Annotated in this window: 11 protein-coding genes; all 11 read left to right on the top strand. The window is 71.6% G+C overall.

The annotated features are described in order from the left end of the window. Position 1: 1 nt before the first annotated feature. The 11 genes from mraY to BMX65_RS01705 all read left to right on the top strand — a co-directional run bounded on the left by mraY (position 2) and on the right by BMX65_RS01705 (position 11869). The gene (gene mraY / locus BMX65_RS01760; protein ID WP_074998298.1) at positions 2-1066 is read left to right on the top strand and encodes a phospho-N-acetylmuramoyl-pentapeptide-transferase; all 1065 of its coding nucleotides are present in this window, start codon (positions 2-4) and stop codon (positions 1064-1066) included. After that, positions 1063-2577, top strand: a complete 1515-nt coding sequence (gene murD / locus BMX65_RS01755; protein WP_074998297.1) for a UDP-N-acetylmuramoyl-L-alanine--D-glutamate ligase — start codon at positions 1063-1065, stop codon at positions 2575-2577. The genes mraY and murD overlap by 4 nt, the downstream gene beginning before the upstream one ends. A gap of 48 nt (positions 2578-2625) precedes the next feature. Next, positions 2626-4023 carry a putative lipid II flippase FtsW gene (gene ftsW / locus BMX65_RS01750; protein WP_074998296.1) on the top strand — a complete coding sequence of 466 codons (1398 nt, stop codon included), beginning with the start codon at positions 2626-2628 and terminating at the stop codon, positions 4021-4023. A gap of 6 nt (positions 4024-4029) precedes the next feature. Then, positions 4030-5124 carry an undecaprenyldiphospho-muramoylpentapeptide beta-N-acetylglucosaminyltransferase gene (murG, locus tag BMX65_RS01745; RefSeq protein WP_074998295.1) on the top strand — a complete coding sequence of 365 codons (1095 nt, stop codon included), beginning with the start codon at positions 4030-4032 and terminating at the stop codon, positions 5122-5124. 149 nt (positions 5125-5273) lie between these two features. Next, positions 5274-6104, top strand: a complete 831-nt coding sequence (locus tag BMX65_RS01740; RefSeq protein WP_074998748.1) for a cell division protein FtsQ/DivIB — start codon at positions 5274-5276, stop codon at positions 6102-6104. A gap of 580 nt (positions 6105-6684) precedes the next feature. Then, positions 6685-7923: a cell division protein FtsZ gene (ftsZ, locus tag BMX65_RS01730; RefSeq protein ID WP_074998293.1), complete on the top strand. Its 1239-nt coding sequence runs from the start codon at positions 6685-6687 to the stop codon at positions 7921-7923. Then, positions 7920-8651, top strand: coding sequence for a peptidoglycan editing factor PgeF (gene pgeF, locus BMX65_RS01725; protein ID WP_074998292.1), 732 nt, complete (start codon positions 7920-7922; stop codon positions 8649-8651). The genes ftsZ and pgeF overlap by 4 nt, the downstream gene beginning before the upstream one ends. Positions 8652-8693: 42 nt before the next feature. Further along, positions 8694-9479, top strand: a complete 786-nt coding sequence (locus BMX65_RS01720; RefSeq protein WP_420856795.1) for a YggS family pyridoxal phosphate-dependent enzyme — start codon at positions 8694-8696, stop codon at positions 9477-9479. 150 nt (positions 9480-9629) lie between these two features. Next, positions 9630-10268 carry a cell division protein SepF gene (locus tag BMX65_RS01715; protein WP_074998291.1) on the top strand — a complete coding sequence of 213 codons (639 nt, stop codon included), beginning with the start codon at positions 9630-9632 and terminating at the stop codon, positions 10266-10268. Positions 10269-10332: 64 nt separating this feature from the next. Next, positions 10333-10617 carry a YggT family protein gene (locus BMX65_RS01710; RefSeq protein WP_019355489.1) on the top strand — a complete coding sequence of 95 codons (285 nt, stop codon included), beginning with the start codon at positions 10333-10335 and terminating at the stop codon, positions 10615-10617. A gap of 52 nt (positions 10618-10669) precedes the next feature. Beyond that, a complete protein-coding gene (locus BMX65_RS01705) occupies positions 10670-11869 on the top strand; it encodes a DivIVA domain-containing protein (RefSeq protein WP_074998290.1) in 1200 nt (399 codons plus the stop codon). Positions 11870-12121 lie beyond the last annotated feature (252 nt).

The raw sequence follows: 12121 nt of genomic DNA, 5'->3' as shown, positions 1-12121 counted from the left end.
GATGAAGCAGATCCTCTTCTCCGGGGTCATCGGCCTCTTCCTGTCCCTGGTCGGGACCCCGCTGCTGATCAAGCTGCTCGCCAGGCGGGGCTACGGCCAGTTCATCCGCGACGACGGCCCGCGCAACCACCACAGCAAGCGCGGCACCCCCACGATGGGCGGTATCGCCTTCATCCTGGCGACGGTGCTCGCCTACGTGCTGACCAAGCTCATCACGGGGGAGCAGCCCAGCTTCTCCGGTGTGCTGGTGCTCTTCCTGTTCGCCGGGATGGGTCTGGTCGGCTTCCTCGACGACTACATCAAGATCGTCAAGCAGCGGAGCCTCGGGCTGCGCGCGAAGGCGAAGATGGCCGGCCAGCTCATCGTCGGTATCGCCTTCGCCCTCCTCGCACTCAGTTTCGAGGACGCCCGGCAGCTCACCCCGGCCTCCACCAAGCTCTCCTTCACCCAGGACTTCGGCTGGGCACTGCCACCGGTGCTGTTCGTGGTCTGGGCCCTGTTCATGATCCTGGCCATGTCCAACGGCGTGAACCTCACCGACGGCCTCGACGGCCTGGCGACCGGCGCCTCGGTGATGGTCTTCGGCGCCTATGTGTTCATCTGCGTCTGGGAGTACCAGGAGTCCTGCGCGCACATCGCCACGGCCGGACCCGGCTGCTACGAGGTACGCGATCCACTGGACCTGGCCGTGGTCGCGGCCGCACTGATGGGCGCCTGCTTCGGCTTCCTGTGGTGGAACACCTCCCCGGCGAAGATCTTCATGGGCGACACCGGCTCGCTGGCCCTGGGCGGCGCGCTGGCCGGGCTCGCGATCTGCTCGCGCACCGAACTGCTGCTGGCGATCCTCGGCGGCCTGTTCGTGCTGATCACCATGTCCGTGGTGATCCAGGTCGGATCCTTCCGGCTCACCGGGAAGCGGGTCTTCAAGATGGCCCCGCTCCAGCACCACTTCGAACTCAAGGGGTGGTCCGAGGTCCTTGTGGTGGTGCGGTTCTGGATCATCCAGGGCATGTGCGCCATCGTCGGTGTCGGCATCTTCTACGCGGGCTGGGCGGCGAGCAAGTGAGCGAGGACCGGACGAACCCGGCGGAGCTGGGCGCCGAGCTGTCCGGCAAGCACGTCACCGTCGCCGGACTGGGCGTCAGCGGTATGCCCGCCGCCAAGGTGCTGCACCGGCTCGGGGCCCGGGTCACCGCCGTCAACGGCGGCGACGGCGAGGGCCCGCGCCGGCAGGCCGCCGAACTGGAGGCGCTCGGGATCACCGTGCGGCTCGGCGACGACCGCACTCTCCCCGAGGGCACCGAGCTGGTCGTCACCACACCCGGCTTCAAGCCCACCAGCCCGCTCTTCGCCGCGGCGGCCGAGGCCGGGGTACCGGTGTGGGGCGATGTGGAGCTGGCCTGGCGGCTGCGCGGCCCCGACAGCCCGCCGTGGCTCGCGGTCACCGGCACCAACGGCAAGACGACCACGGTCCGGATGCTGGCCTGCATCCTGCGCGCCGCCGGGCTGCGCACGGCCGCGGTCGGCAACATCGGTGTCTCGCTCATCGACGTCGTCCTGGGGCAGGAGCCCTACGGCGACCTGGACGTGCTCGCCGTCGAGCTGTCCAGCTACCAGCTCCACTGGGCGCCCAGCCTGCGCGCGCACTCCGCCGCCGTCCTCAACCTGGCTCCCGACCACCTGGACTGGCACGGTTCCATGGAGGCGTACGCCGCCGCCAAGGGCCGCATCTACGAGGGCAACCAGGTCGCCTGCGTCTACAACGCCGACGAGCCCGCCGACCCGGACACCGCGGCGCCCCGCACCGAGGACCTGGTGCGGGCCGCCGACGTGGTCGAGGGGGCACGTGCCGTCGGATTCACCCTCGGCACCCCGGCGCCCTCCCAACTCGGCGTCGTCGAGGGCGTCCTGGTGGACCGTGCCTTCGTCGCCGACCGCCGGGAGCAGGCGCAGGAACTGGCCGAGGTCGGCGACCTCAGCCCGGCACCGGACGCCACCCCGGCGGTCCCCCCGGCGCCGCACAACGTCGCCAACGCGCTCGCCGCCGCGGCGCTGGCCCGCGCCTTCGGGGTGCCGGCCGCCGCGGTACGGGACGGACTGCGCGCCTTCACGCCGGACGCGCACCGCATCACCCGGGTCGCCGAGGCGGACGGCGTCGCCTACGTCGACGACTCCAAGGCCACCAACACGCACGCCGCGGCGGCGTCCCTGGCCGCCTACCCCTCGGTGGTGTGGATCGCGGGCGGACTGGCCAAGGGCGCGACGTTCGGCGAACTGGTCGCCGGGGCCGCGCCGCGGCTGCGGGGCGTGGTGCTGCTGGGCGCCGACCGGGAGCTGATCCGGGAAGCGCTGGTGCGACACGCGCCCGATGTGCCCGTGGCCGACGTCGCCCGCACCGACACTGGGGCGATGGCGGAGGCCGTCCGCCGTGCGGCGTCCCTGGCGCGGCCCGGCGATACCGTACTCCTGGCGCCCGCGTGCGCCTCGATGGACATGTTCGTCAACTACAACGCACGCGGCGACGCGTTCGCCGATGCGGTCGGGGCCCTCGCCGCCGCGGGCCCGAGCGAGCAGTGACCCCGCTCCCCGCCGACCGCGGACGGGGGTGAGACGGAGGGGATACGGATGACGGCGCGATCCGCGAAACCACCCACGCCCCGGCGCGCGCGCAGCCAGCCCGCGCCCGTGCGCCCGCCGCGGCACCCGCGCGCACCGCAGAGCACCTCGGCGCCGCAGCGGGCCCTCGTGCGTGCCAAGCGCGCCTGGGACCGCCCGCTGACCGCCTACTATCTGATCCTCGGCGGCAGTCTGCTCATCATCGTCCTGGGGCTGGTGATGGTCTTCTCCGCCTCGCAGATCCAGGCCCTCCAGTCCGGACTGCCCTCCACCTACTATTTCCGCAAGCAGGTGGTGGCCGCCGCGATCGGCGCGGTGCTGCTGCTGGCCGCCTGCCGGATGCCGGTGCGCATGCAACGGGCGCTGTCCTATCCGCTGCTCGTCGCCTCCGTCTTCCTGATGTGCCTGGTGCAGGTCCCCGGCATAGGGCAGGAGGTGAACGGCAACCAGAACTGGATCCACCTGGGCGGCCCGTTCCAGCTCCAGCCCAGCGAGTTCGCCAAGCTGGCCCTGGTCCTGTGGGGTGCCGACCTGCTCGCGCGCAAGGGCGAGAAGAAGATGCTCACCCAGTGGAAGCATCTGCTGGTGCCGCTGGTTCCGGTCGCCTTCCTGCTGCTCGCGCTCATCATGCTCGGCGGCGACATGGGTACCGCGATCATCCTCGCCGCGGTGCTGTTCGGGCTGCTGTGGCTGGCGGGTGCGCCCACCCGGCTGTTCACGGGGGTGCTCGCGGTGGCGCTCACCGCCGCTGTGCTGCTGGTCACCTCCAGCGCGAACCGGATGTCCCGGCTCGCCTGCATCGGCGCCACCGACCCCGGCCCCGACGACCGGTGCTGGCAGGCCGTGCACGGCATCTACGCGCTGGCCTCCGGGGGCTGGTTCGGTTCCGGACTGGGCGCGAGTGTGGAAAAATGGGGTCAACTGCCCGAACCCCATACCGACTTCATCTTCGCCGTGACCGGGGAGGAACTCGGACTGGCGGGGACGCTGTCGGTGCTCGCCCTCTTCGCGGCTCTAGGCTATGCGGGTATCCGCGTGGCCGGACGCACGGAGGAACCCTTCGTCAGGTATGCCGCGGGAGGCGTGACGACGTGGATCATCGCTCAGGCGGTGATCAACGTGGGCGCGGTGCTCGGTCTGCTGCCGATCGCCGGTGTCCCCCTCCCGTTGTTCTCCTACGGTGGGTCCGCTCTGCTGCCGACGATGTTCGCGGTCGGACTGCTGATCGCCTTCGCGCGCAGCGATCCGGCGGCGCGCGCTGCCCTGGCCGTGCGGCAGCCCCTCCTGTGGCAGCGCACGTCCCGGGGAGGGCTGGCAGGGGCGCTGCGATCGGGGAGCGCCCCCGGCCGGAAGAGAGAGAAGACGATGAGACGGCGCGCCGGAAGGCCGCCGTCCGGAGAGCGGTGAAACAGCGTGCACGTCGTACTCGCCGGTGGGGGGACCGCCGGCCATATCGAGCCCGCGCTCGCCCTCGCGGACGCCCTGCGCAGGCAGGACCCGACCGTGGGGATCACGGCGCTCGGTACCGAGCGCGGCCTGGAGACGCGGCTGGTGCCGGAGCGCGGTTACCAACTCGACCTGATCCCGGCCGTCCCGCTGCCGCGCAAACCCACGCCCGAGCTGATCACGGTGCCCGGCCGGCTGCGCGGCACCATCAAGGCCGCCGAGCAGATCCTGGAGCGCACGAAGGCCGACTGCGTCGTCGGATTCGGCGGCTATGTGGCCCTGCCGGGCTATCTGGCGGCCAAGCGCGCCGGGGTGCCCATCGTGGTGCACGAGGCCAACGCCCGGCCCGGGCTCGCCAACAAGATCGGCTCGCGTTACGCGCACGGCGTCGCGGTCTCCACGCCGGACAGCAAGCTGCGCGGCGCCCGCTACGTCGGGATCCCGCTGCGCCGCTCCGTCGCGACCCTCAACCGCTCCGCCGTGCGGCCCGAGGCGCGTGCCGCCTTCGGGCTGGCCCCCAACCTGCCGACGCTGCTGGTCTCCGGCGGTTCGCAGGGCGCGCGCCGGCTCAACGAGGTCGTCCAGCAGGTCGTTCCGCATCTGCAGCGCGCGGGGATCCAGATCCTGCACGCGGTCGGGCCCAAGAACGAGATCCCCCACGTGGACCACATGCCCGGAATGCCGCCCTATGTGCCGGTACCGTATGTGGACCGGATGGACCTCGCGTACGCCGCGGCCGACATGATGCTCTGCCGCGCGGGCGCGATGACCGTGGCGGAACTGTCGGCCGTCGGGCTGCCCGCCGCCTACGTCCCGCTGCCGATCGGCAACGGCGAACAGCGGCTCAACGCACAGCCGGTCGTCAAGGCGGGCGGCGGACTCCTGGTCGACGACGCGGAACTGACGCCGGAGTGGATCCAGGGCAACGTGCTCCCGGTCCTCGCCGACCCGCAGCAGCTCACCGCGATGTCCCGCGCGGCAGCCGAATTCGGCCGTCCGGACGCCGATGAACTGCTTGTCGGCATGGTGTACGAGGCGATCGCCGCCAACCGCCGGGACTGACCGGCGCGGCGCGGAACCGGCGCCTCGCCGAGCACGCAGAGAGCAGGGTGGTCCTCGTGGTGAGAGCAGCCGGAGCCCCCGGAGCCGGCAAGGCAACCGGAGCGGCCGGAAGGCCGGGCGGCGGCCGGGCTTCCGGCGGTGCCGGCGAGGTGCCACCGCGCCGCCGGACCGCCTACCGGAGCCGCACCGTCGACGCCGCGACCGGCGCCGAACCGGACTCCGGATCCGGCGGCGGCCACGAGGAGCGGGCGCGCCCGCGCCGGTTCGGGCCGCGTCTGCGCCGCAGGCGCGCTCTCGCCCTGCTGCTGCTCCTCGCCGTCCCGCTGGGCGGCTTCGGCACCTGGGTGCTCTACGGCTCGCCGTGGCTGCGGCTGCGGAACGTCTCGGTCACCGGCACCCGGGTGCTGAGCGAGGCCGACGTCAGCCGCGCCGCCGCGGCTCCCGAGGGCGCGCCGCTCGTCACCGTCGACACGGCGGCACTGCAGGACAGGGTGCGCCGCGCGCTCCCGAGGGTCCGCGAGGTCGCGGCCGAGCGTTCCTGGCCGCACGGGCTGACGCTCACCGTCACCGAACGGCGCCCGGCGCTGTTGATGGAGAAGGCGGGCGACTATGTGGAAGTCGACTCCGAAGGCGTGCGATTCGCCACAGTCGGCAACCCGCCCGAAGGAGTTCCGCTTCTGGTCCTCGCACCGCGGCGGGCCGCGGACGAGCGGTACTTCTCGTCCGGGCGGCTGCGCCGGGAAGCGGCCCGGGCCACCGCCGCACTTCCGGAATCCGTCCACCGCGCCACCCGCACCGTCCGGATCCGCTCCTTCGACGACATCACCCTGGAGCTGACGGGGGACCGCACCGTCCGGTGGGGCAGCGCCGAACGCGGCCGCGCGAAGGCCGCGGCGCTCACGGCCCTGATGAAAGCCGCCGAGGACGCCACGCACTTCGATGTCACGGCCCCCAGTGCCCCGGCCGCTTCGGACAGTTAGCCGCGGCCCGCGCTAACCGCCGTACCCCCAGCCGGGTTCGGCGAACGGCTGGAGTCCGCCGTTCCGTGGCCGTGTCAGTTGACCCGGGCTGCCCCGCATGATCAGGCTGATGTTCTCGCCGGGAGCGGTCCGTCCCCATGGACGGTCCCCGCTGCCGGCGGGCACCTCGGACGGCTGCTGCTCGGGCCGCCGCACAGGTACCTCGTTCCGCCGGGGGCAAACCCCCGGTTCCCTGGCCGCGATCGGCAGGGAGGAGCGGAGTATCCCGTGCCGCGGACGGTCAGTGGTCGCGGATCGGTGCGGACGCCGGGGTCACCGTCGGCCGGGACCGTGTCAGTTGACGCGTATCGCCGCTGGTGAGCACCCTGGATGGCTACTGCTCGGTCTGATCACATAGGGTGAAAAGAAAAACGGGAGGTTCGGCGTGTTCGTTGAACACCCAGCACTTGTCGACTTAGTGTCCGTTGCGAAGAGTCCGAGTAAGACAGGCACTGGTAACCCTAAACTTCACACTTAGGGTTCGGGTCGGCGTTCGAACCGCCCCACAGGGATACGTAACTCGAGGCGAGAGGCCTTCGACGTGGCAGCACCGCAGAACTACCTCGCAGTCATCAAGGTCGTCGGTATCGGCGGCGGTGGCGTGAACGCCATCAACCGGATGATCGAGGTCGGTCTCAAGGGCGTCGAGTTCATCGCGATCAACACTGACGCGCAAGCCCTGTTGATGAGCGACGCCGACGTCAAGCTCGATGTGGGCCGCGAGCTGACTCGCGGCCTCGGCGCCGGTGCCAACCCGGACGTCGGCCGCAAGGCGGCTGAGGACCACCGCGAGGAGATCGAAGAGGTCCTCAAGGGGGCCGACATGGTCTTCGTGACGGCCGGCGAGGGCGGTGGCACCGGCACCGGCGGCGCGCCCGTCGTGGCGAACATCGCCCGCTCGCTCGGCGCCCTCACCATCGGTGTCGTCACCCGCCCCTTCACCTTCGAGGGCCGCCGCCGGGCCAACCAGGCCGAGGACGGCATCGCGGGACTGCGCGACGAGGTCGACACGCTGATCGTCATTCCCAACGACCGGCTGCTGTCCATCTCGGACCGCCAGGTCAGCGTGCTGGACGCCTTCAAGTCGGCGGACCAGGTGCTGCTCTCGGGCGTCCAGGGCATCACCGACCTCATCACCACCCCCGGTCTGATCAACCTCGACTTCGCCGACGTCAAGTCCGTGATGTCCGAGGCGGGATCGGCCCTGATGGGGATCGGCTCGGCCCGCGGCGACGACCGCGCGGTCGCCGCCGCCGAGATGGCCATCTCCTCGCCGCTCCTGGAGGCGTCCATCGACGGGGCGCGCGGTGTCCTGCTCTCCATCTCCGGCGGTTCGGACCTCGGGCTGTTCGAGATCAACGAGGCCGCTCAACTGGTGAGCGAGGCCGCCCACCCCGAGGCGAACATCATCTTCGGTGCCGTCATCGACGACGCGCTCGGCGACGAGGTGCGGGTCACCGTCATCGCGGCCGGGTTCGACGGCGGTCAGCCGCCCGCCAAGAAGGGGGAGAAGGCGCTCGGCCAGTCGTCCGCAGCGAGCTCCTCGGCCCCCGCCTACCAGGACGAGTCGGCGCCCGCCGCCGACCCGGAGCCCGAGCGCCCCTCGTTCAGCGGCCTGGGCGCCGTCGCCCCGCCGCGCGAGGAGGAGGCCCCGCCGCGCCCGGAGCCCGCTCCGGTGAGCGAGGTCCCGCCGCCGTCCGCCACCCCGCAGGTGCCGCCGGCCCGCCCGTACCACGACAGTCAGGCGGAAGAGCTGGATGTGCCGGACTTCCTGAAGTGATAGCGGAACAAGAGACGGTCAGCGGCGCGCATTTCGCCTTCACCGACAGGTGGGGCGGGGTGAGCGCCGCTCCGTATGAGGAGCTCAATCTCGGCGGCGCGGTCGGCGACGACCCCGAGGCGGTGCGCACCAACCGGGAGCGGGTCGCGCAGGCGCTCGGGCTGTCGCCCGGTTCGGTGGTCTGGATGCACCAGGTGCACGGACGCGACGTCGCTGTCGTCGATCGCCCGTTCGGAGCCGAGGCGCCGCCCGTCGACGGCGTGGTGACGGCACGTCGGGGGCTCGCGCTCGCCGTGCTCACCGCGGACTGCACCCCCGTGCTGCTCGCCGACCCCGTCGCCGGGGTCGTCGGTGCCGCGCACGCGGGACGGCCGGGTGTGCAGGCCGGAGTGGTGGGTGCGACGGTCGAGGCGATGACCGGGCTCGGCGCCGTGCCGGAGCGCATCGTCGCGCGTACCGGGCCCGCGGTCTGCGGAAGCTGCTACGAGGTTCCGGAGCAGATGCGCGCCGAAGTGGCGGCTGCCGTCCCCGAGGCGCACGCGACGACCCGGGCGGGCACCCCTGCCGTCGACATGGCCGCCGGGGTGCGGGCGCAGCTCACCCGTGCGGGGGTCGTCGACCGCGGTCACTCCTCCGTGTGCACTCTGGAGTCCGCTGATCATTTCTCCTACCGCCGGGACAGGACCACGGGAAGGCTTGCGGGGTATGTCTGGATCGAGGCGGACTGAGAGATGACGGACGATATGCCCTATGGGGGCCCGGAGTCGGACATGTCCGCGGAGTCCGTGGACGGGCGGTCCGCGGACTTCGCGGACTCCGCGGCGTCGGCGTCCTCCGAGGCGGCGCGCAAGGCGGAGCTGGCCACCCGTCTCGCCCGGGTGGAGGAGCGCATCGAGGGCGCCTGCCGCGCGGCGGGGCGCCGGCGGGACGAGGTCACGCTCGTCGTGGTGACCAAGACCCACCCCGCCTCCGATGTCCGGCTGCTGGCCGAGCTGGGCGTGCGGGACGTGGCGGAGAACCGCGACCAGGAGGCGGCGCAGAAGGCGGCCGCCTGTGCGGGTGCTGGGCTCGACTGGCACTTCGTCGGCCAGTTGCAGACCAACAAGGCGCGGTCGGTTGCCGGTTATGCGAACCATGTCCACTCCGTGGACCGCGCGCGGCTGGTGTCCGCCCTCTCGGCGGCCGCCGTCCGCGCGGAGCGGGAGATCGGATGTCTGGTCCAGGTCGCCCTCGACGCCCCGTCCGGTTCGGTGGGGGAGCGGGGCGGTGTGGCACCCGACGGTGTGGCGGATCTCGCGGACGCGGTGGCGGCGGCCCAAGGTCTGCGGCTCGACGGAGTGATGACCGTCGCGCCGCTGACGGGCCCGCTGGCGGGGCGCCCCCGGGCGGCTTTCGACCGGCTGTGGGAAGTCTCAACCGCCCTGCGGGTGGCGCATCCTGCTGCGACGATGGTGTCGGCGGGAATGAGTTCGGATCTCGAAGAGGCGGTGCTCGCGGGTGCGACACATGTGCGCGTCGGCAGTGCGGTACTCGGAGACCGACCTCGGCTCCGGTAACGTCGCGAAGCGAGTGGGGCCACAGCAGAATATATGGTCATTTCCGCCGGAAAAGGCCGGTCGGAGAGGCTGCGTGGATCATCCCAGGGCCACCGGTGACGGGGGCTGCGTCGATGGAGTCGATCCACCACAGAGCGGAGGACGCAGAGAATGGCCGGCGCGATGCGCAAGATGGCGGTCTACCTCGGCCTCGTGGAGGACGATGGGTACGACGGCCGGGGATTCGACCCTGACGACGAGTTCGAGCCCGAGCCCGAGCCCGAACGGGATCATCGGCGGTACGAGTCGGAACAATCACACCATTCGCTCCAAAAGACCGATCCCGAGGAGTCGGTGAGGGTTGCTCACCCGCCGGCGCAGCGGGAGCGGGAGCCGGAGACCCCTCCGGCGGTTGCCGCCGAAAGCGGACGAGCCGGGAGAATTGCTCCCGTGTCATCCATCACACCTGAACGCCAGAATGTCGAGAAGAGCGCCCCGGTGATCATGCCCAAGGTCGTGTCCGAACGTGAGCCGTACCGGATCACCACGTTGCACCCCCGGACCTACAACGAAGCCCGTACCATCGGGGAACACTTCCGTGAGGGCACTCCGGTGATCATGAATCTGACGGAGATGGACGATACCGATGCGAAGCGACTTGTCGACTTTGCGGCTGGTCTGGTCTTCGGTCTGCACGGCAGTATCGAGCGAGTGACGCAGAAGGTGTTCCTGCTGTCTCCTGCTAACGTCGATGTCACGGCGGAGGACAAGGCCCGCATCGCAGAGGGCGGGTTCTTCAACCAGAGCTGAGACGCAGGGTCCAGGAACAGGCCGCCAAGGCGGCACGAGAGCCCCAGGGGAGAGGGACGCGCAGATGAGAACCGCATTGGACGTGGTCCAAATCGCGCTGTACTGCTTCCTGCTCGTGCTGATCTTCCGGCTGGTGATGGACTATGTCTTCCAGTTCGCCCGCTCATGGCAACCCGGCAAGGCGATGGTGGTCGTTCTCGAGGCGACCTACACTGTCACCGATCCGCCACTCAAGCTTCTGCGGCGGTTCATCCCACCGCTGCGCTTCGGGGGCGTGGCGCTTGACCTGTCCTTCTTCGTACTCATGATCATCGTCTACATCCTGATCAACGTCGTGGCCAGGCTGTGAACGATCGGAATGGTCTTGCCGATATGCCGACGACTTACGTTGAGGTGAAGAGATGCCCCTGTCCCCCGAGGACGTGCGGAACAAGCAGTTCACGACCGTCCGTCTGCGCGAAGGCTATGACGAGGACGAGGTCGATGCCTTCCTCGACGAGGTCGAAGCCGAGCTGACCCGGCTGCTGCGGGAGAACGAGGACCTGCGCGCCAAGCTGGCTGCGGCCACGCGCGCGGCGGCTCAGAACCAGCAACAGCAACAGGGCGGCATGCGCAAGCCTCCTGAACCTCAGGACAGGCAGCAGCAGCAAGGCGGGGCTCCTGTGCCCGCCGCCATATCCGGACCGCAGCCCGTCCCGCCCCAGCAGCAGGGTATGGGCGGCCCGCCGCAGCTTCCCGGCGGTCAGGCGCAGCTCCCCGCGGGCCCCGGCGGTCCCGGCGGTCCGGGTGGCCCCGGCGGTCCGGGTCCGCAGGGCGGTCCGATGGGTCCCGGCGGTCCCGGTCCGCAGCAGGGCGGCCCCATGGGCCCCGGCGGTCCGCAGGGCGGCCCGCAGGGTGGTCCGCAGATGCCCGGCGGCGGTGGCCAGAACAACGACAGCGCGGCCCGCGTGCTGTCGCTGGCGCAGCAGACGGCCGACCACGCGATCGCGGAGGCCCGTTCCGAGGCCAACAAGATCGTCGGTGAGGCCCGCAGCCGCGCCGAGGGCCTGGAGCGGGACGCCCGCGCCAAGGCCGACGCGCTGGAGCGGGACGCGCAGGAGAAGCACCGGGTCGCGATGGGCTCCCTGGAGTCCGCCCGCGCCACCCTGGAGCGCAAGGTCGAGGACCTGCGCGGCTTCGAACGCGAGTACCGCACGCGGCTGAAGTCGTACCTGGAGAGCCAGCTCCGGCAGTTGGAGAACCAGGCCGACGACTCGCTCGCGCCGCCGCGGACGCCCGCGACCGCATCGCTGCCCGCGCCCTCGCCGTCGATGGCCCCGGCCGGAGCCGGTGCTCCCGCCGGTGCCCCCGGAAACGCCGGCGGCACCATGGGCGGACACCAGTCCATGGGCAACAACGGCCACTCCATGGGCGGCCCCGGTGGCGGCCCCGGCGGTGGTCCGCACACCCAGGGCGGTCCCGGCCAGTCCTACGGCAGCCAGCAGCAGATGTCGCCGGCCATGACCCAGCCGATGGCACCGGTCCGGCCGCAGGGCGGCCCGCAGGGCCAGCAGGCGCCGTCGCCGATGCGAGGCTTCCTCATCGACGAGGACGAGAGCTGATCCGGGCGCGCTGAGCGCCCACTGTCGACGGGCCGGGCCCGGGAGCACCTTCCGCTCCCGGGCCCGGCCCGTTCGTGCTGCCGGCCCCCGGACCGCTCCGCCGCTCGTCCCCGGGCTCGTCCCCGGGCTCGGCCGCGGCAGCATCGCGGTGCGCGCAGCATCGCGGCACGACCGCAGCACCGCGGGGGCCACAGCGGCACCGCCCCCGGCCGCGGTCAGCGGACGGGGGCGGTACCGTACTGCGGTACTGCG

The sequence above is a fragment of the Streptomyces qinglanensis genome (assembly GCF_900111245.1).
GTDB lineage: Bacteria > Actinomycetota > Actinomycetes > Streptomycetales > Streptomycetaceae > Streptomyces > Streptomyces qinglanensis.
Note: the sequence above shows the minus strand (reverse complement) of the source record. Positions and strands in the feature narration are given on the sequence as shown.